Origin of the sequence: Desulfotignum phosphitoxidans DSM 13687, assembly GCF_000350545.1 — a bacterium.
GTDB classification, from domain to species: domain Bacteria; phylum Desulfobacterota; class Desulfobacteria; order Desulfobacterales; family Desulfobacteraceae; genus Desulfotignum; species Desulfotignum phosphitoxidans.
In genome coordinates, this window is the sequence record NZ_APJX01000001.1 from 394,487 (window position 1) to 415,463 (window position 20,977).

The 20,977-nt window shown below is 52.7% G+C and carries 16 protein-coding genes and 1 tRNA gene; 13 read left to right on the forward strand and 4 right to left on the reverse strand.

Annotation, left to right across the window (positions count from 1 at the left end; genetic code table 11):
- The first annotated feature begins 76 nt into the window (after positions 1–76).
- The 5 genes from DPO_RS01885 (at position 77) to DPO_RS01905 (ending at position 6,333) form a co-directional block, all read left to right on the forward strand.
- Complete coding sequence (locus DPO_RS01885; protein ID WP_006963919.1) at positions 77–1,237, forward strand: BMP family ABC transporter substrate-binding protein; 1,161 nt, start codon at positions 77–79, stop codon at positions 1,235–1,237.
- Between the two features lie 57 nt (positions 1,238–1,294).
- The gene (locus DPO_RS01890; protein ID WP_040011396.1) at positions 1,295–2,809 is read left to right on the forward strand and encodes an ABC transporter ATP-binding protein; all 1,515 of its coding nucleotides are present in this window, start codon (positions 1,295–1,297) and stop codon (positions 2,807–2,809) included.
- 24 nt (positions 2,810–2,833) lie between these two features.
- A complete protein-coding gene (locus tag DPO_RS01895) occupies positions 2,834–3,913 on the forward strand; it encodes an ABC transporter permease (protein WP_006963921.1) in 1,080 nt (359 codons plus the stop codon).
- A gap of 11 nt (positions 3,914–3,924) precedes the next feature.
- On the forward strand, positions 3,925–4,845 hold the full coding sequence (locus DPO_RS01900) for an ABC transporter permease (protein WP_006963922.1): 921 nt from the start codon (positions 3,925–3,927) through the stop codon (positions 4,843–4,845).
- A gap of 78 nt (positions 4,846–4,923) precedes the next feature.
- Positions 4,924–6,333 carry a M48 family metallopeptidase gene (locus tag DPO_RS01905; protein ID WP_006963923.1) on the forward strand — a complete coding sequence of 470 codons (1,410 nt, stop codon included), beginning with the start codon at positions 4,924–4,926 and terminating at the stop codon, positions 6,331–6,333.
- 8 nt (positions 6,334–6,341) lie between these two features.
- On the opposite strand, the gene fusA is transcribed toward DPO_RS01905, so the two are convergent.
- Positions 6,342–8,375 (reverse strand): elongation factor G, encoded by a 2,034-nt coding sequence (gene fusA, locus DPO_RS01910; RefSeq protein WP_006963924.1) that lies wholly within the window; start codon positions 8,373–8,375, stop codon positions 6,342–6,344.
- A gap of 225 nt (positions 8,376–8,600) precedes the next feature.
- On the opposite strand from fusA, the gene DPO_RS01915 reads away from it, so the two are divergent.
- From DPO_RS01915 to DPO_RS01940, 6 genes are all read left to right on the forward strand, one after another.
- The gene (locus DPO_RS01915) at positions 8,601–8,969 is read left to right on the forward strand and encodes a DnaJ family domain-containing protein (RefSeq protein WP_006963925.1); all 369 of its coding nucleotides are present in this window, start codon (positions 8,601–8,603) and stop codon (positions 8,967–8,969) included.
- Entirely contained in the window at positions 8,966–9,466 is a 501-nt protein-coding gene (locus DPO_RS01920; RefSeq protein ID WP_006963926.1) for a hypothetical protein, read from the forward strand. The genes DPO_RS01915 and DPO_RS01920 overlap by 4 nt, the downstream gene beginning before the upstream one ends.
- Before the next feature lie 10 nt (positions 9,467–9,476).
- Entirely contained in the window at positions 9,477–10,436 is a 960-nt protein-coding gene (locus tag DPO_RS01925) for a D-alanine--D-alanine ligase family protein (protein ID WP_006963927.1), read from the forward strand.
- The gene (gene purD, locus DPO_RS01930; RefSeq protein WP_006963928.1) at positions 10,433–12,196 is read left to right on the forward strand and encodes a phosphoribosylamine--glycine ligase; all 1,764 of its coding nucleotides are present in this window, start codon (positions 10,433–10,435) and stop codon (positions 12,194–12,196) included. Before DPO_RS01925 ends, purD begins: the two co-directional genes overlap by 4 nt.
- Positions 12,189–12,869: an L-threonylcarbamoyladenylate synthase gene (locus DPO_RS01935; protein WP_006963929.1), complete on the forward strand. Its 681-nt coding sequence runs from the start codon at positions 12,189–12,191 to the stop codon at positions 12,867–12,869. Before purD ends, DPO_RS01935 begins: the two co-directional genes overlap by 8 nt.
- Before the next feature lie 78 nt (positions 12,870–12,947).
- Positions 12,948–13,034, forward strand: a tRNA-Leu gene (locus tag DPO_RS01940).
- 37 nt (positions 13,035–13,071) lie between these two features.
- On the opposite strand, the gene DPO_RS01945 is transcribed toward DPO_RS01940, so the two are convergent.
- A complete protein-coding gene (locus DPO_RS01945; RefSeq protein WP_006963930.1) occupies positions 13,072–14,865 on the reverse strand; it encodes a transporter substrate-binding domain-containing diguanylate cyclase in 1,794 nt (597 codons plus the stop codon).
- Entirely contained in the window at positions 14,862–15,230 is a 369-nt protein-coding gene (locus DPO_RS26650; RefSeq protein WP_006963931.1) for a transporter substrate-binding domain-containing protein, read from the reverse strand. Before DPO_RS26650 ends, DPO_RS01945 begins: the two co-directional genes overlap by 4 nt.
- Before the next feature lie 329 nt (positions 15,231–15,559).
- Here DPO_RS26650 and nuoE point away from each other — a divergent pair, with 329 nt between their 5' ends.
- Positions 15,560–16,015: an NADH-quinone oxidoreductase subunit NuoE gene (gene nuoE, locus DPO_RS01960; protein ID WP_006963932.1), complete on the forward strand. Its 456-nt coding sequence runs from the start codon at positions 15,560–15,562 to the stop codon at positions 16,013–16,015.
- On the forward strand, positions 16,012–17,919 hold the full coding sequence (locus DPO_RS01965; RefSeq protein WP_006963933.1) for an NADH-ubiquinone oxidoreductase-F iron-sulfur binding region domain-containing protein: 1,908 nt from the start codon (positions 16,012–16,014) through the stop codon (positions 17,917–17,919). The genes nuoE and DPO_RS01965 overlap by 4 nt, the downstream gene beginning before the upstream one ends.
- A 141-nt stretch (positions 17,920–18,060) precedes the next feature.
- On the opposite strand, the gene fdhF is transcribed toward DPO_RS01965, so the two are convergent.
- Positions 18,061–20,838, reverse strand: a complete 2,778-nt coding sequence (gene fdhF / locus DPO_RS24335; protein WP_083911953.1) for a formate dehydrogenase subunit alpha — start codon at positions 20,836–20,838, stop codon at positions 18,061–18,063.
- Between the last annotated feature and the right edge of the window lie 139 nt (positions 20,839–20,977).

Genomic DNA, 20,977 nt, shown 5'->3' on the forward strand with positions numbered 1-20,977 from the left:
TTATCCTCTGCTGTATATAATTTATTAACCACCTGACATTTAAAATTATTAAACTTTAAAAAAGGAGTGACCCGGGATGAAAAAGTGGACCCTGTTACTGCTGATCTGTTCCATTGCGATGCTGGGCTTTTCAGCAAATACTGTTGGCGCGGAAGACAAAAAGATCAAAGCCGGATTTATCTATGTGGGGCCGGTGGGAGATTACGGCTTTTCCCATGCCCATGATCTGGGCCGGAAATTTGCCGAAGAAAAACTGGACTGGCTGGAAACCGTATATGTGGAATCCGTGTCGGAAGCGGACAGTGACCGGATCATTGACCGCCTGGTCCAGCAGCAGAAATGCGATGTGGTATTCACAAACAGCTTCGGGTTTATGGATTCCACCGTCAAGGCCGGAGAACGCTATCCGGACAAAATTTTCATGCACTGCTCCGGGTTCAAGCGATCGGAAAACGTGGGCACCTATTTCGGGGATCTTTACCAGATGTACTACCTGAACGGAATCATGGCCGGGGCGTTGACCCAAACCAACAAAATCGGGTATGTGGCGGCATTTCCCATTCCTGAACTGATCCGGCACATCGATGCCTATGCCTTAGGGATTAAAGCAGTCAACCCGGAAGCCAAAGTTCATGTCAAATGGATCTATGCCTGGTATGGGCCGGACAAAGCCAGAGAAGCGGCCGAGTCCCTGATTGCCGAAGGATGTGACACCCTGGCGTTTACCGAAGACACCCCTGCCGTCATTGAAGTGGGCCAGGAACACACGGAAAAAGGCAAACAGATTTATACCTTCAGCCATTATTCCGCCATGCAGCCTTATGGTGAGGATTCCGTGGTATCCGGCCAGTTCATGAACTGGGGCGGGATGTATGTCAAAATCCTGGAAGATATCCAGGCCGGCAACTGGACCAATGAAGATGTCTGGTGGCTGGCAAAGGAAGGGGCTGCCATTTTGGGGGGCAATGAGACCGATCCCGTCAACCCCAAATTTGTGGATGACCTGAAACAGGCCATGGTCCAGACCGAAGAATTCGGTGAAATTTCCGCGTATGATCTGGTGATGACACGCTATGACCAGATGAAACAGGGTGTGGATGTATTTGACCCGTTTGTCGGGCCCATCTCCGACAACAAAGGCAATCTTCAGATTCCGGCAGGAGAACGCGCCTCCAAAGACGATCTGTTGAGCATCATGTATTATGTGGACAATGTAGAAGGCACCATCCCCCAATAATTCCAATCTTAAGGCCGGCCGGACCTGCAAATTCGGGCCGGCCTTACCTGCACTCTTATGAAAAAAATACAGCGCCTTGAAATGGATGGCATCAGCAAATCCTTTCACGGCATATCTGCCAACAAAGACATTCACCTGTCTGTGGCATCCGGAGAGATTCTGGGTCTGTTAGGAGAAAACGGCGCCGGCAAGACCACGCTGATGAATATCCTTTACGGGCTTTACCAGCCGGATGCGGGGCAGATCCGAATCAACGGGCAATCCGTGCAGTTCACCACCCCTCTGGACTCGATTCTCCACGGCATCGGCATGGTTCACCAGCATTTCATGCTCATTCAGAACCACTCGGTCATTGAAAACATTGCCCTGGCATATAAAGATACCCCGTTTTTTTTCCCGAAAATCAAACTTCGGGAAAAAATCCAGCAGTTTTCCCGGCAATTTGATTTCACCATTGATCTGAATAAAAAAATCTGGCAGCTGTCCGCCGGAGAACAGCAACGCGTGGAAATCATCAAAGCCCTGCTCAACGGCGCAGACCTGTTGATTTTAGATGAACCGACTTCCGTGTTGACGCCCAAGGAAATTGAAGAACTGATCACCATTTTGCGGCGCATGAAACAGGACGGGCATTGTGTGATTTTCATTTCCCATAAACTCGATGAAATCATGACCATCTGCGACCGGGTCACTGTGCTTCAAAAGGGCCGGATCGTGGGCGGGGCAGACACCCCAAAAACCGATAAAAAAACCCTGGCCCGGATGATGGTCGGCCGGGATGTGGTGTTTAACATCAACCGAGAAACCCTGACCCGGGGCAACCCCGTGCTGCGGGCATCCCGGATTCATGTGACCGGAGACATGGGGCTGCCGGCGGTGAAGGGCATCAGTTTTGATCTGTATGAAAATGAAATCTTCGGCATTGCCGGTGTGGCCGGAAACGGGCAGCGGGAACTGGCGGAAGCCATCACAGGGATCCGAAAAATCGACAAAGGGCAGGTGCGCATCAACGGCAAAAATATCACCAACCTGTCTCCGCGCAAAATATACGACCAGGGGATCTCCCATGTTCCTGAAGAACGCATCCGGTTCGGCATTGCCCCGGGTCTGTTTCTGTATGACAATGCCATCTTGAAACAGCATCACTTAAAAAAATTTTCCCGGGGACATTTTCTCAGATACCAATATATCAAGGATCACACCCGGAATCTTGTGACGGCATTCAACGTGTCCACCCCTTCCATTAACAGTCAGATCAGAAACCTGTCCGGCGGCAATATCCAGAAACTGATCCTAGGACGGGAAATCAGCGAACAGCCCCAGCTGCTGGTGGCATCCCACCCCACTTACGGCCTGGATGTGGGGGCCACGGAATTTTTACGCCAGCATCTGCTCAGACTGCGCAGCCAGGGCAGCAGCATCCTGCTGTTTTCCGAAGATCTGGAAGAAATTTTTGAGCTTTGCGACCGGATCGGTGTGCTTTTTGCCGGTGAATTCATGGGCATTTTTGATTCCCATGATGATCGTCTGTGTGATATCGGCCTGATGATGGCCGGATCCAAACGGTTCTGATTTTAATTTTAACAGAGTTATCCCATGATACATGTCACATCCACAGACAGATACCGGATCACCCGCTGGCGGGTCGTGATGACCAATATCTTATCTTTGGCCGCAGGACTTGGGGTCATCAGCATTATTTTCATGATTGCCGGGGTCAATCCGCTGTTCGCCATTTCAGAAATTTTCCAGGGATCGTTCGGTTCTGTCTACGGGTTCAAGGAAACCGTCACCAAAGCCATTCCCTTGATACTCATCGGCGCCGGCCTGACCCTGGCCTTCCGGGCCAAGTTCTGGAATATCGGGGCCGAAGGCCAGTTGCTCATGGGGGCGATCTTTGCCACCTGGACCGGTCTGGCCTTTGGAGACACCCTGCCTTCATGGGGCATTATTCCGCTGATGTTTGCCGCCGGTTTTCTGGGCGGTGCGCTGTGGGGCATCATTCCGGCCATTTTAAAAATCAAATATGCCATCAACGAAGTGATCTCCACGCTGATGCTCAATTATATCTGTGCCCACATCCTGACCATGCTCATTGTCGGCCCCTGGAAAGGGAGCACCCGGTTCGGATTTCCCGGCACGGATTCCCTGCCGGAGGCAGCGATCCTCAGTGTGATTCCCGGATCCCGGATCCACTATGTCACACTGATTCTGGCCCTGGCCTGTGCCGCTATTCTGACCATGATCATTTACTGGACCCGGTTCGGATATGAAGCCCGGGTGGTGGGAGAAAATCCGGAAGCCGGCAAATATGCGGGTATCGATTTTCTGAAAACCACCCTGGTCCTCATGGCCATCTCCGGCGGACTGGCCGGCATGGCCGGTGTGGGGGAGGTCGCCGGCATTCATCAATACTTAGGGTATCCGGATTCCATGTCATCAGGATATGGGTTCACCGCCATCATCGTGGCATGGCTGGCCAAACTCAATCCATTGTATACCGTTTTATCCGGCCTGTTTTTTGCGGGAATTCTGGTGGGGGGCGATGCCATCCAGATTTCTTTAGGACTGCCCGCCGCCACCGTGGACATCGTCAACGGCACTCTATTGATTTTTCTGATCATGGGCGATTATTTTCTGAACCATAAAATTTCCATCACCTTTTCAACCCCATAGGAACCCCGACCATGGAAGAGATCATCATATCAACACTTCAGCGCACCCTGGTGGCGGGCACACCGCTGCTTTTAGCCACCACCGGGGAAATCATCTGTGAACGAAGCGGGATCCTCAACCTGGGCGTGGAAGGTGTCATGGCCTTAGGCGCCGTCACCGCCTTCATTGTCACCATGACCACGGGGTCCCCCTGGCTGGGGGTGCTGGCGGCACTGGTCGCGGGCATGGTCATTTCCATCATCCATGCCGTGGCATCGGTAACGCTTCAGGCCAACCAGGTGGTGTCGGGCCTGGCGTTGACCATGCTGGGACTGGGCCTGTCCGGCATGGTGGGAAAACCTTATGTGGGAAAACCTTTAACCATCAAAATGGAAAATATCACCATCCCCGTTCTGTCGGATATTCCTTATATCGGCAAGGCCGTGTTCAGTCAGAGTCCGTTTTTTTTCCTGGCCATTGCACTGGCATTAGGGGCCTGGTTTCTGCTGGAAAGAACCCGGCTGGGCATTCAGATCCGGTCCACGGGAGAAAATCCCAAAGCCACGGAAACCCAGGGGGTGAACGTATTTCTGATCCGGTATCTGTCCGTGATCATCGGCGGCGGTTTTTCCGCGCTGGCCGGAGCCCATCTGTCCATTTCCTATTCCAAATCCTGGATCGAAGGCATGACCGCAGGAAGGGGCTGGATTGCCATTGCCCTGACCATTTTCGCGTTGTGGAACCCGGGCCGGGCCATCTGGGCCGCATTTCTGTTTGGTGGGATTTTCGTGGCCCAGTATCTGATGCAGCCTTTGGGGATATCGCCGAATTTTTTAGCCATGCTGCCTTATATCGCCACATTGTTGATTCTTTTGCTCATCAGCCTGAAAGATCCCAGAAAACTCAATGCCCCTGCCATGCTTTCCACGCCGTATAAAAGAGGCGAGCGATGATATTTATTTTGATTTTTGGTTTTTTATGATAATTATCATACCATAACCCTTCAACCAGAAATCAGGCACCCTGTTTTTATGAAACGCATCCGTGCAATAACAGCCATTTTTTTTATGATGATGACTTTTTTACCCGCACCGGCATCTGCCATCTCCATACCGGATGAACTGGAACTGGCGGATGAATTCATGGAGATGATTCACCAGCAGCAGGTCATTTTAGATGATCCCGCGGCCAATCATCTGATCAATGAAATCGGGCGGCATATATTGGCACAGCTGCCGCCCCAGCCTTTTAATTTTTCTTTTTTTCTCATCAATGACGGCACATTCAATGCCTTTGCCAGCCCCGGAGCGAACATCTTTGTGCACCGGGGATTGATCACGGCCCTTTCCAGCACGGATGAACTGGCCGGGATTCTGGCCCATGAAATCGCCCATGCCGTCAGCCGGCATGTGTCCCAATCCATTGACCGGTCCAAACTGGTGAATATCGGTACCCTGGCCGGGGTGGTGGCCGGCATTATCGTGGGCTCGGCCGGCGGCGGCGGAGAAGCGGCCCAGGCCCTGACCATGGGATCCATGGCTGCCGGATATTCATCCATGCTCACCTATACCCGGGAAAATGAAACCGAAGCCGACCAGAAAGCCTTTACCATGCTCCAGCAAACCTGCTTTTCTCCAAAAGGACTGCTGGACAGTCTCAATGAACTAAGGGCAACGGATTACATGGGTGTCGAAGGTATTCCGGATTATTTCAAAACCCATCCCGGCACGGGGTCACGCATCGCCCATCTGTCCGCGCTGCTCTCGGATTACACCCATGCCCCCCCGGCAAAGAATACCTCCCCTGTCACCTATAACTACGATATGGTCAAATACCGGATTATCGGGTTGTACGAACCCGTTGCCGACAGTATTAAAACCATTGAATCCCGAATTTCCCAGGATGCTTCCAACCCGGCACTGTATTATGGGCTGGGCCTGTTGTATGCCAGGGAAAACCGGCGGGATCAAGCCATTGTCCAGCTGCAGAAAGCCCTTTCGTTCAATCTCATGGACCCGCTGATTCTTCTGGATTTAGGCCGCATCTACGCCCTTGACGGCCAGTATGACAAAGCCATGAATATCCTGCCGGGAATCCAGTCCGATCCGGTTCTGGGAACTTGGGCCCGGTACTATCTGGCCGTGGCCCAGCTGGAATCCGGGGATGTGCCGTCTGCCGAACAGAACCTGACCCGGGTCATCGAGACATCCCCGAAATCTTTTCCCAGGGCCTATTATCACCTGGGTGCCATCATGTCCAAAAAAAACAGGATTGCCCTGTCCCACTATTATTTGGGGATCTATTATGATCTGGTACAGGATTCAAAAAATGCGACCCGCCATCTGAAACGGGCGATAGACCAGGGATTGGATGATCCGGATACAAAGACCGCCGCAGAAGAACGCTTAAAACGGATCTCCTCCGGCAAACGCCCGTCCTGACACCCTCATCACACCCGGTCGAACCGGTCGAATTTCATGCTGAATGTCCCCCGGCCCTGGGTGGCGGAACGCAGGGCCGTGGAATATCCGAACATTTTGGCCAAAGGCACCACGGCATGGATGATCTGGATATTGGCTTTCGGGGCAATGGATTCCACTTTCCCCCCCCGGGAATTGAGATCGGCAATGGCATCTCCCATATAGGTGTCCGGCACAAACACCTCCACCTGCATAATCGGTTCAAGAAGCGCCAGGGATGCACTTTCCAACGCCTCTTTGCAGGCCATGGACCCACACACTGAAAATCCCAGTTCCGTGGACTTGCCTTCCTCAAACGCCCCGCCCAGCAGAACGATTTCCGCATCCACCAGCGGATACCCCTTGAGATACCCGCCTTCCAGACTTTCCCGGATCCCCTGCTCAATGCCGGACACAAACTGAGGCGGAATCTGGGTTTCAGGGGCCTTGTTCCTGAAAAGAACGCCGGTTCCCCGGTCCAGGGGTTTGAGCTGAATCCGGACCTTGGCGTAATGGGATTTGCCGGAAATCTCCCGGTCAAACACGGCCTCACCCGTGGCCGGCGCTGTGACCACCTCCCGGTATACCACCTGGGGATTGCCCACATTCACCTGGGTGTTGAACTCCTTGCGCATCCTTGAAATAATGATCTCCAGATGCAGTTCTCCCATACCCGACAGAATCGTCTGGCCCGTTTCTTCATCTTTGGACACCTTGAGGGTCGGGTCCTCGATGGTGAATTTTTCAAGGACCATGTCCAGTTTTTCCTGATCCGCATGGGTTTTGGGTTCGATGGCAATGGAAATCACCGGATCTTCGTATTTCATTTTTTCAAGAAACACGGGGTGATCCACCGAGCACAAGGTATCACCGGTTCCGGAATCCTTTAATCCCACAATGCCCACGATATCCCCGGCAGACGCTTCTTTGAGACGTTCCCGCTTGTTGGCGTGCATCAAGAGAATCCGGGACAATTTTTCCTTTTTCTTGAGCACGGGGTTGTACACGTCCGACCCGGCTTCGATTTTCCCGGAATAGATTCTGGCAAAAGACAGTTTTCTGCCTTCGATCATGGAAACCTTAAAAATCAAGGCTGCCAGGGGACCGTTTTTTTCCGGGGGAAAATCAAGGGGATCTCCGGTTTCAGGATGGATGCCCCGCACCGGAGGCACATCCAGGGGACTGGGTAGAAAATGCGCGATGGCATTGAGCAACGGCTGAATGCCTTTGTTTTTCAATGCACTGCCGCACAGCACAGGCACCAGTTTGTGGTTGATGGTGGCTTTCCGGACGGCAGCGATCAGGTCGGCCCGGGTAATTTCCTCTTCTCCCAGGTATTTTTCCATGATGGCATCATCTTCTTCGGAAACCGACTCCAAAAGTTTTTCTCTGTATTCCATGGCCAGGTCCGCATATTCTGAAGGGATCTCATCCACCACGTATGTGGCGCCCAGGCTTTCATCATCCCAACGGATCTGTTTCATGTCGATGAGATCGATCACCCCGTCAAACTGATCTTCCGCGCCCATGGGAACCTGAAGCAGCACGGGATGGGCCCCCAGTTTTTCCTTGATGGACGCCACAGCCCCGAAAAAATCCGCGCCTGTGCGGTCCATTTTATTGATAAACGCCATTCGGGGAACCCGGTACCGGTCCGCCTGGCGCCACACGGTCTCCGACTGGGGCTCCACGCCGCCCACGGCACAGAACACACCAATGGCGCCGTCCAGCACCCGCAGGGCCCGTTCCACTTCCACGGTAAAATCCACATGCCCCGGCGTATCGATGATCTGGATAGTGGACTGCTCCCACTGGCAGGTGGTCACGGCCGAGGAGATGGTGATCCCCCGTTCCTGTTCATCCTGCATCCAGTCCATGACCGCTTCGCCATCGTGGACTTCACCGATCTTGTGGGATTTTCCGGTATAGTACAGGATTCGTTCCGTCACAGTGGTCTTGCCCGCATCGATGTGGGCCATGATGCCAATATTTCTGATCTTTGTTAGGGTCTTTTTCTGCGTCATTGTTATATATCGATATCTTTGAATAATTGTGAAATTGTGCCGGCAACGGCGGCAAATCAAATGGTATTTGATACAGTATTGCCCGGGCACTGTCAAGAAAATAGCTTGCAAAAACCGGGATGGTTTAATAAAATTAACCTTCTTAACCAAACCAGACAATCTTGGATATCCCGGAACCATTAGAAACCATAATTTAAAATTTTTATAGTTAAGGATATGACCCGGATGCTTCCCGGATTTGAGAAAATTGTGGAAGAAAGAATCAAAACCGCCCAGAAAAAAGGCGCGTTTGATAATCTGGCGGGCAAAGGCAAACCCTTTGTTCTGGAACCGGCCCACCCGGCGTCAGATGACTGCCGTCTGGCCTATAAAATGTTGAAAAATGCGGGGTATCTGCCCCCTGAAATTGAATTGAAGAAAAAAATCACCCAGGCTGAACTGCTGCTTCAAGCAACGGATGCCGCATCGGCCCAGCACCGGGAGATCACAAAAAAACTCAATTACCTGTTAACCAAACTTGATTTTCTCCGGGGCGGCATATCGCCGCTGATCACAGACAAATACCAGGAAAATATTATCAGAAAGTTATCATGAAGTTAAATAAAAGCGACAAAGAAGGGGTGTTTAAAAATATATTCATCGCCTACTTTATTTTGCTGTTCCATGTGGTGCTGCTGGCAGGCATTGCCGTCTTTGTGGTCCTGATCAAGGGTTTTTTTGAGTATCTGCCCTGGATCATGGCAGGTGCCGGCCTGCTGGTGGCCCTTTGCGTATGGCTTGTGATCCGCCAGATGCGTAAAAAATCTGCACAGATTCAGGATATTTTATCCAATGAGCAGTTGAAGCATCGAAATGTGGAAATCAGTTTCATGGGCGGTCTGGCATCTTTTAAAGTCAAATCCAATGGGGAAGACACCCGTCGTCTTTTGACGTATCCTGAGCCGGACGATCTTCCTCCGGAGACCCGTTTGATTGAAACGGACACGGACAAGGCAGAACGCAAAATGAATCAGCTGAATGCATTATACGAAAAAGATTTGATCACCAAAGAGGAATTTGATCAGGCAAGACAATCCATTATCCAGGGATAAGGAAACGCGAATGAAAAAAATCAGACTCGCCCTGCTGGCCGGCGGCATCTCTTCGGAACGCTCCGTGTCGTTGAACAGCGGCAACCAGGTGTTTGAGGCACTGGACAAACAAAAATACGATATTGTGCGGTATGATCCCAAAACCGATCTCAAACAGCTGGTCATGGATGCCCCTGACATCGATGCGGCCCTGATCATTCTCCACGGCCCGTTCGGAGAAGACGGCACAGTCCAGGGCCTGCTGGATCTGCTGGACATCCCCTACCAGGGGGCCGGGGTTCTGGGATCGGCCGTGGCCATGAACAAACTGCTGTCCAAGCGCCTGTATCAGAAAGCGGATATCCCCACCCCGGATTTTTGCTCCCTGACGGCCAATGATGCCGCGGACATTCCCCAACTGATCCGGGACTTAGGCCTGCCCATGGTGGTGAAGCCCGCGTGTGCCGGATCCAGCGTGGGCATGACCATTGTCAAAAAAGAAGCGGACATGGACCGGGCCATTCAGGAAGGATTTGCCCATGATGACACCCTGATTGTGGAAAGCTATATCAGCGGGGTGGAGCTGACCTGCGGGGTCCTGGGCAATGATGATCCGAAAGCCCTGCCCGTGATTGAAATCATTCCCGGCCAGGGCCATGAATATTTTGATTTCAACGCCAAATATGTGGCCGGAGAGACCGAAGAGATCTGCCCGGCCCGCATTGATGATGATCTTACCCGCCGGGTCCAGGAACTGGCGGTCCGATCCCACCAGGCCCTTTTTCTCAAAGGCTATTCCCGCACGGACATGATGCTTGCCGGCAATGACCTGTTTGTCCTGGAAACCAACACCATCCCCGGTATGACGGCCACCAGCCTGTATCCCCAGTCAGCGGCCGAAGCCGGATATTCGTTTTCCCGACTGCTGGACACCCTGATTCAACTGGCCATGGAAGAACACAAAAATAAAACCAAAAGGAGAGGTCAATGAAAATACTTGTCATAGGCGGCGGCGGCCGCGAACACACCCTGGTATGGAAAATCAGCCAGAGCCCCGTGGTTGAAAAAATTTTTTGCGCCCCCGGCAATGCCGGCACCCGGCATCTGGCAGAACCCGTTCCCATTGATGCCGAAGATATCCAGGCCCTGGCAGAGTTTGCTGAAAAAAATGAGATCGATCTGACCGTGGTGGGACCGGAAGGCCCCCTGGTGAAAGGAATTGCCGATGCGTTCGAGGCAAAAGGCCTGGCCGTGTTCGGTCCCAGCAAAGCCGCAGCACAGCTGGAAGGCAGCAAGGTGTTTTCTAAAAACCACATGAACAAGTACAACATCCCCTGTGCCAGAGGAAAGGCGTTTACTGATCCTGCCAAGGCCAAAGCCTATGCCCGGTTTCTGGGCGCCCCCTGCGTGATCAAGGCCGACGGCCTGGCCGCCGGCAAAGGGGTGATCATCTGTGACACCCTGGAACAGGCGGATCAGGCTATTGAGGAGATGATCACGGAAAACCGGTTCGGAGATGCCGGTGCCACCGTGGTGGTGGAAGAGTGTCTAAAAGGTGAGGAAGCCTCGTTTATCGCGCTGACCGACGGCAAAACCGTGCTGCCTCTGCCCGAATCCCAGGACCACAAACGGGCCTTAGACAATGACGAAGGCCCCAACACCGGCGGCATGGGTGCGTATTCTCCAGCCCCGGTCCTGGATCACATGCTGCGCACCAAAGCCATGAAAGAGGTGATGATTCCCGCGGTCCAGGGCATGGCAAAGGAAGGCACCCCGTTCAAGGGCGTGCTCTATGCCGGACTCATGGTGGACAAAGACAAAATCAAGGTCCTGGAATTCAACACCCGGCTGGGGGACCCGGAAACCCAGCCCATTCTCATGCGCCTGAAAAACGATCTGGTGCCCCTGATGGAAGCCTGCTGCAACGGGACCCTGCACCAGCATGCCGTGGAAATCGACCCCCGGGCCGCTGTATGCGTGGTGGTGTCTGCGGGCGGATATCCGGGGGCCTATGAAAAAGGCCATGCCATCTCCGGCCTGGCTGCGGCCAATGAGATCAAAGACACCATGGTGTTTCATGCCGGCACGGCCATGGACGGCGACTCAGTGATCACCTCGGGTGGCCGGGTTTTAGGGGTCACCAGCCTGGGCGACACGGTTCAGCAGGCCATTGACACCGCTTATGAAGCCTGTGAAAAAATTTCTTTTACCGATCATTTTTATCGCAAAGATATTGGTGCCAAAGCCGTGAAACGATTGTCCATCCCGCCCAAAGTCGGGGTGATCATGGGATCGGATTCCGATTTTGGTGTCATGGAAAAAGCCCTGGCCATTTTAAAGCAGTTTGATATTCCCTATTACGTGACCGTGGCTTCGGCCCACCGAACCCCGGACCAGGCCGCCCGGCTGGCATTCCAAGCCCGCGAAGACGGGGTCCAGGTCCTGATCTGCGGGGCCGGACATGCGGCCCACCTGGCCGGTGTGATCGCGGCTCACACCACCCTGCCCGTGCTGGGGGTGCCCATTGATTCCTCGGCCCTCCAGGGGCTGGACGCATTGCTGGCCACCGTGCAGATGCCGCCGGGCATCCCCGTGTCCACCATGGCCATCGGCAAGTCCGGGGCCCATAATGCCGGCATTTTCGCAGCCCAGATCATCGGGCTGTCCGATCCGGCTGTGGCGGAAAAACTGATTGCATTCAAAAAAGACATGGCTGCCAAAGTACAGAAAAAGGCTGCGTCTTTTGCCTGACCCATCCACGCCGGGGCCTGAAGCCCGGCTGAACAACCCGTTGGGGGTGATCCGGATCGATCCGGATCACCCGGCACCCCAAACCATTCACCGGGCGGCGGCATTGATCCAAAACCAGGGCGTGGTGGTTTTTCCCACCCAGTGCCTGTATGGTCTGGCTGCAGATGCCCGGGATTCTTCGGCCATCCAAAAAATATTTCACATCAAGCACCGGCCTGAAACCAATCCCCTCCTGATCCTGATCCACAGTCCCAAGGATCTGGAAGAACTGGTGACCCATATTCCGGATGCGGCCCAAAGACTGATGCAGGCTTTCTGGCCCGGGGGCCTGACCCTGATTTTCGAGGCCGCACCCCGTGTCAGTGATCTGCTCACGGCCGGTACCGGTAAAATCGGGGTCCGGATCCCGTCTCATCCTGTGGCCCGGGCTCTGGTCAAAGCCGCAGGCCGCCCTATCACCGGTACCAGTGCCAACCGGTCCGGTGCCCCGGGATGCAGCCGAATCAAAAACCTGCCCCAGGACCTGATCCGGGCTGCGGATCTGGTCCTGGATGCCGGCCCCTTAAGAGGCGGCACCGGCTCCACCATCCTGGATGTCACCTGTGATCCTCCCCGGATAATCCGGCAGGGGAGAATTCCCTTTGATTCGATCCGGCAGGTACTGGCATCCTGAAATTTCTCCGGTTTGCCCGGCACGGGATTGAAAATTGATTGACAAACCAGTTTTTTTTCATTATTTAAATAGCTTCGTGCCGGGGTGGTGGAATTGGTAGACGCAGAGGACTCAAAATCCTCCGCCCGCAAGGGTGTGCGAGTTCAAGTCTCGCCTCCGGCACCACACTCAACCAACTGAAATCTGAATTCTTTTGTCAGGTTCAGCCGCAGATCGCATTCCGGGTGGTCTGTTTTGCCTGGTACAGATTGTCATCGGCCCGTTTCAACAATTGATCGCCATCTTCACCGAATTCATATTCAGCCACACCCCCGCTGATGGTAATGGTTGTTTCAGGCAGAAACTCAAAGGACTGGACATCTTTTCTCAATGCGTCCGCCAGATGCCACGCGCCCTTTCGGTCGGTTTCCGGACAGATAATGAGAAATTCTTCACCGCCCCAGCGTCCCGGAATATCGGAAGAACGAATCCGATGTTTGATGAGTACTGCCAGTTTTTTAAGAACGTCGTCTCCGGCCTGGTGCCCGAAACGATCGTTGACAGGCTTGAAATGATCGATATCGATGATCACCAGTGAAAGCGGCCGGTGATACCGGTTGGACCGTTCCATTTCTTTGGCAACCGCCATATCCAGTTTATGGCGGTTGTACAAATCCGTCAAAGGATCGTTAATGGACAGTTTCTCAAGGGCTTTGTTTTTTTCTTCCAGCAGGCCATAGGCCTTGGATATCTCCCGGTTGTATTGATGGGTTTTTTTCAGCCAGACCACGGCGGCAATCAATATCATGCCCGAAGCAACCAAAATCTGCCACACCAGGGTGTAGTCCACTTTTTCTTCCAAACTGATGGAAATCCATTGATCCACGGCCCGTCTGCGTTCTTCTTCGGGAATACTCTGGGTTGCGATATTGATCACCGCTGCCAGTGTCTCATTTCCGGAACGTACCGCCGCACTGACGGGCAGGGTTTCTTCCAGTTTCCCTGAGATTTTAATATTATACAGATTGTTGTTTTTAATGGCATACGCAATAGAAGGGACCGTTCCCAGAAAAGCAAAACATTCTTTATTCTGAACCTGTTTCAACCCCTGTTTTGCCGAATCGACTTCAATAAAAACTAGGGATGGGTATTTTTTCTTGAAATTTGTAAAAATACTGCCCCGGTTTACAAGGCAGATCCGTTTTCCTGAAAGATGTTCAATATCGCCCACAAAAAACTCGTCACTGCGGGTGGCAATCACTAAAGGCAGCGACAGATAAGGCGGGGTGTAAATCAATTCAGAGTCAAACCCCGTGCCGGGAACAATCGCGGGGATGACATCTGTTTCTCCCTGCACCAACGATTCCACAACCGATTCAAAACTGCCGGAACGCTGTTCAATCATGGGAATGCCATGCATATCAGATATCATTTCAAACAATTGCGCACTGATACCGGCATGACGATTGTCTTTATCCATGAAGTCAACCGGATACCAGTTTTCGTGGAACCCGAGTCTTACCCCCCCGTATTTTTGGACATGGGCAGTGATAAACTCCCGGTCTCCGGACATGAGTGTTTCCTGCATATCCTCTGGCGTCGCTCCGATCCAGCGATCCTGCAGCCGCCTGTATTCAGAAAAGGAAACCCGGTTCATGGCATCTTGCAGCAACGCATGAACCTGGTTTTTTTCTTTTCTGACACCGATGCGTAAATCCTCATCTTCAATCTCCGGAATATCGATTTTCCCGGCCAGTTCAATGTTTTCCAGCACATGCTGTTTGATCATAAAATTACCGATATTGATATTGCTGACCACGGCATCGATCTCACCGAAAGACAGTTTTTTCATCAAATCACTGGTGCCATCGATTTCAACGATCTGAATGTCCGGATATAGCTCCAGGTATTGTTTGTAATAAATATCGCTTTCAATACCGACGCGCCGGCCTTGCAGCGATTTGACCCCGGTGTAGTCAAAACTGTTCTCCCGGATGTAAACGACGGTGGGGATCAAATAATACGGGGTTGTGAACCGGGTGTACGATTCCCTTCAAGGGTATGGGATATGGCTGTAATGGCATCGACATCCCCGTTTTTGAATTTTGACAGGTTTTCTTCCCATTTCCCGGGAACCAGGGTGATTGTCATCCCCGTTTCCCGGGACAACAGATCCAGGTAGTCTATGGTGAACCCCACAATCTTTCCCCTGACTGAAAAAGAAAACGGCGGAAAATTATTCAAAACAGCGATGGAAACGGTTTCACCTGAAACGGAATGTAAGGACGACGATTGCGCAGCCCCCGCCGGAAAGGCAACCATCCACCCGCATACCACCACAAAAACACAGACGATATATTTTTTCCCCCAATTTTGAATCAACCCGATTTATCCTCCCAGGCACAAAAACCGATCCATGGATGCCGCCCCCCCCCTTCCGGCGGCCTCAAAACAGGTCCACTCCCCTTAATGGACTTTTCCTGTATACCACAAATCAATTGATTTACAACCCTTTTCAGGCACAGAATTCCCCTGGGTTCGGCATGTTTTGACTTTTCCACAATCTTGTTGTGTGATATGAAGCAAACGGATAAAACAATCTAATGTTGCAATGGGTATTTATATTTTTCAACAGATATTGTAGTATTCGAAAATTTGAACAAAAAAAAGATCCACCTGCAGTATAAAGCCAAGGTAAGGAGGAAGACAGAATGGATGATCGGTTGAGTGAGATACTTTCACCCTATAAAGGAAAACGGGATGCGCTGATCCCGATTCTACAGAAAGTACAGGCAGAACTGGGCTATCTGCCGGATGAAGCCATGCTTGAAATCGCCAGAGTGACCGGCCTCCCGGAAAGCCGGGTGTTTGCAGTGGCATCTTTTTATGCCCAGTTCCGTTTCACCCCCAGGGGCAAACATTCTTTTATGGTATGCCGGGGAACGGCCTGCCATGTCCGGGGGGCGGAAAAAATTCTGGAAGAAACAGAAAGAGCTTTGGGTATTGTTGAAGGAGAAACCACGGAAGACCAGGAATATACCCTGGAAACCGTGGCCTGCATCGGCTGCTGTGCCCTGGCCCCCTGTGTGATGATCGATGAAGACGTGGAAGCCAAGCTGACCCCTAAAATGGTTTCGGAAATAATCGACAGGAGGAAAGCAAAATGACATTTGCTGAAATACAGGCACAGGCCAGAAAAGAATGGGATGAGCTGATAAACGGGCAGAAGCCTCAAATCGCCATTGGTACGGCCACCTGCGGCAGATCCGCCGGTGCCATGGCCGTGGTCAAGGCATTTGAGGATGGACTGGCCGAAAAAAAAGTGGATGCCAGCATTCGTGAAGTCGGGTGTATCGGCCCCTGTTATGCCGAGCCCCTGGTGAACATTGACAAACCCGGCAAACCCACCATCTGTTTTAAAAATGTCAATCCCGACATGGTGACGGAAATCATCGATGCCTATCTTTTAGGCGATGATCCTTTGCCCCAGTATACTTTGGGCACATTGGGACAGGGCGAAATCAAAGGCGTGACAAAAATTCTGGACACCCCTTCTTTCAAACCCCAGGAGCGCCGGGTATTCCGCAACTGCGGGATTATCGATCCCACCAATATCAATCATTACATTGCCAACCAGGGATATGAAGGGCTTCACAAAGCCCTGACCACCATGACCCAGCAGGAAGTGGTGGATGTCATGAAAGCATCCGGCCTGCGGGGCCGGGGCGGGGGCGGATTTCCCGCCGGCCGGAAATGGGAAGCCGGACTGGCCGCCAAAGGCACGCCCAAATATGTGGTGTGTAACGCGGATGAAGGCGACCCGGGGGCATTCATGGACCGGGCCGTGATCGAAGGAGACCCGCATTCGGTTCTGGAAGGAATGATCATCGCCGGGTACACCATTGGTGGCGAAACCGGCTATATCTATGTGCGGGCGGAATATCCCCTGGCCATCAGACGTCTGGAACGGGCCATTGCCCAGGCCCATGAAAAGGGATTTCTGGGAAAAAATATCATGGGCACGGATTTCAACTTTGAAATCAAAATATTTCCCGGTGCCGGCGCATTTGTCTGCGGTGAATCCACAGCCCTTACCCTGTCCATCGAGGGCAAACGAGGCATGCCCCGGGTGGCCCCCCGGCCGAGAACCACGGAAATCGGACTGTATGACAAACCCACCCTGCTCAACAACGTGAAATCCTTTTCTTCCGCGCCCATGATCATCACCAAAGGCGCGGAATGGTTTGCCAGCGTGGGTACTGAAAAAAGCACGGGAACGGCGATTTTTGCTTTGACCGGCAAGGTGAACAACTGCGGACTCATTGAAGTGCCCATGGGAATCACCCTCCGGGAAATCATCTATGACATCGGCGGCGGGATTTCGGATGGCGGCACGTTCAAAGCCGTCCAGACGGGCGGGCCTTCGGGCGGTTGTCTGCCGGCATCGCTGCTGGACACCCCCATTGATTACGACTCCCTGGACGAAGCCGGCTCCATCATGGGTTCCGGCGGCATGGTGGTCATGGATGAAAAAACCTGTATGGTGGATGTGGCCCGGTATTTCCTGGATTTCACGGTCATTGAATCCTGCGGCCAGTGTGTGCCCTGCCGGCTGGGGACCAAAGAACTGCTGGATGTGCTCAAGGAGATCTGTGCCGGTAAAGGCAGAAAAGAAGACCTGGATCTTTTGTACAACCTGAGCCTGGCCATCCATGCCGGATCCATCTGCGGTCTGGGACAGACAGCCGCCAACCCGGTGCTGACCACCCTGCGGTATTTCATGGATGAATATGAAGCCCATATTTTTGAAAAACGGTGTCCGGCCAAAGTATGCAAGTCCTTGATCTCCTTTGTCATCCGGGAAGACAAATGTGTGGGATGCGGCATCTGTGCCAGATCCTGCCCCGTGAGCGCCATCTCGGGCGAAAAGAAAAAAGTGCATGTCATTGACCAGTCCGTCTGTGTTCAGTGCGGGGTGTGCCAGGAAAAATGTCCGGCCAAATTCAGCGCTGTGGACTGTGTGTCTCCCAGAATTAAAACGTCGACACCTGAAAAAATGGAAACGACCTGATCGTTATTTTGAAAATTGATTGAAATTGGTGGCTGGATAATACGTTCATTCAGCCACCAACCGTTTTCAGACGTAAAAAACGACAAAAGCCCGGCATGGTTCATGCCGGGCTTTTGTTTTTAAAAATTTAAATGATGGGTGTTATGCAGCCGGTTCAATATTGATGGCACACACTTTGAGTTCCGGAATCTTGGCCACGGGATCCAGCTTGGCATTGGTCAGCCGGTTGGCTGCGGCCTGGGCAAAGTGAAACGGCATAAAAATCGTGCCGTCTACGGCTTTATAGGACACTTTGAGCTTGGCACTGATCTTACCTCTTCGGGAAGATACATTGACCACATCCCCCGTGCCCAGTCCCATTTTTTTCGCATCATTGTGAGAAATTTCCACAAAACATTCCGGCGACATCACATTCAGCCCTTCCGTCCGGCTTGTCATGGTCCGGGTATGGTAATGGTACAGGACCCGCCCGGTGGTCAGAACATAAGGATACTCCGCATCCGTCTGTTCCGCCGGCGGCTGATGCTCGATGGCGTGGAACAGCCCTTTGCCCCGGGTGAACTGGGTGGTATGCAGAATCGGGGTGCCGGGATGGCTTTCATCCGGGCAGGGCCAGGCGATTCCGCCTTTTTCAATGCGCTCCCAGGTGATGCCCCGGTAAGACGGGGTCACGGCACAGATCTCCCTGGAAATCTCATGGCTGTTTTCATATGTCATGTCATAGCCCATGCGTTTCGCAATCTCACACAGGATCTCCCAGTCCAGTTTGGCCCCTTCCGGGGGCTCCACGGCTTTTCTCACCCGTTGAACCCGGCGTTCCGTATTGGCAAATGTGCCGTCTTTTTCCGCCCAGCAGCACGCCGGAAAGACCACATCTGCCAGGGCCGTGGTTTCGGTTTCAAAAATATCCTGAACCACCAGAAACTCAAGATTGGAAAAGGCTTTTTCCGCATGATTCAGGTCCGGATCTGACACCATGGGGTTTTCTCCCATGATATACAGGGACTTCAACTCTCCTTCATACGCCTTTTCGATCATTTCCGTGACGGGCAGACCGGGTTTGGCAGGCATATCCAATACATTCCAGGCAGCCTCATACTTTTTTCTTATATCCTCATTGGTCACAGCCTGGTAGGCCGTGTACACATTGGGAAGCCCGCCCATATCACAGGCCCCCTGGACATTGTTCTGCCCCCGCAACGGATTGACACCGCCACCGGGTTTGCCCAGATGTCCGCACAGCATGGACAGGTTGGCCAAAGACTTGACATTGTCGGTCCCGCAGGTATGCTGGGTAATGCCCATGCAATAACAGATGGACGCGGCCGTGGCTTTGGCGAATTCCCGGGCCACCTCAATGATATCCTGGGCCGGGATTCCCGTGATCTCTTCGACCCGTTCCGGGGTATAGGACGCCACCACATCCTTGAGTGCATCAAAATTTTCCGTGCGGTCCGCAATAAAGGGATTGTCATGCAGATCTTCTTTGATGATCACATGCATCAGCCCGTTGATCCAGACGATATCCGTTCCGGGATTCGGACGCAGCCACGTTGTGGCGTGATTGGCCAGCTTGACGAACCGGGGATCGATCACCACCAGTTTTTTGCCTTTCAAGACGGCCCGTTTTATAAACGTGGACAGCACCGGGTGATTTTCCGTGGTATTGGACCCGGCCACCAGAATCAGATCGGATGTCTCGATGTCTGCAATGGTGTTTGTCATGGAACCACTTCCAAAAGATGCAGCCAGACCGGCTACAGTGGAGCTGTGTCACAGTCGCGCACAGTGGTCGATATTGTTTGTCTTGAGCACGGCCCGGGTGAATTTCTGGGCAATGTAATTGTCCTCGTTGGTGGCCCGGGCCGAGGTGAGCACGCCCATGGCATCGGCCCCATGCTTCTGTTTGATTTCAGTGAGTTTTTCCGCCACCCGATCCAGGGCCTCATCCCAGGAGGCAGGCACCTGTTTGCCGTCTTTTTTAATCAACGGCGTGGTCAACCGGTCCGGTGCGCCGACAAATTCAAACCCGTACCGGCCTTTGACACACAGCATCCCATTGTTGGGAGGCAGGTCCCGGTCGGCCCCGTCGATTTTAACGATTTTATTGTTCTGGACATGTAAATCCATCTGACATCCCACCCCGCAGAAGGAGCAGGTGGTTCTCACGGTGCTGGTGGGAACAAACCGGTCATCTCTGAACGCTTTGGTGGGAATCAATGCCCCCACGGGACAGACCTGGACACATTCCCCGCAGAACACGCAGCTGGATGTCATCAATGTGTTGCCGGTTCCGGCGACAATTTTCTCATTGGTGCCCCGGAACCCGTAATCAATGGCCTGGTTCACCTGAAGCTCGTTGCAGGCGGCCACACACCGGCCGCACAGGATGCACCGGGACATGTCCCGGATAATAAAGGGATTGTCTTTTTCGATCGGCACTTTCACGGGTTCTCTGTGACGGCCGCTGACCCGGCCCTTGACCTGGTACCGGTACGCCAGGGCCTGAAGCTCACAATCCCCCCACACGGGGCACAGCTCCTCTTTCTGTTCGTTTTCCATGGCCTCGATCTGAAAATCGGTCCAGGATTCATCCGCTGATGCGCCGATATCACAGTTGTGATTGCCCGAATCCAGCATCAATCCAATGTAAAATTTCCGGTATTGAACGACCTCCGGAGATTCTGTATGAACCACCATACCGTTTTTGGCCGGTGAACTGCATGATGACACCAGTTTCTTTCCCCAGGATTCTTCCAGTTCCACAATACAGACACGGCAGGCCCCGGTCGCCCGGGTGCCTTTCAGGTGGCAAAGATTGGGGATATCAATATTGTTTTCCTGTGCAACGTCCAGAATGGTCTGGCCGGGTCTAAATTGATAGACGTGACCATTGATGGTAATGCTGTTCTGATCCATGGTGAACCCTTCCTTAAATTTTTACTTTCCGGTCATCCCTTTTTCAGGCGATAAACAATCCTGTCGCATGTATCACAGTCCCTGGATGTTGTCAATAACCAGGCATGGATCACTTTTGGCACAGCGTATGGATAAATCC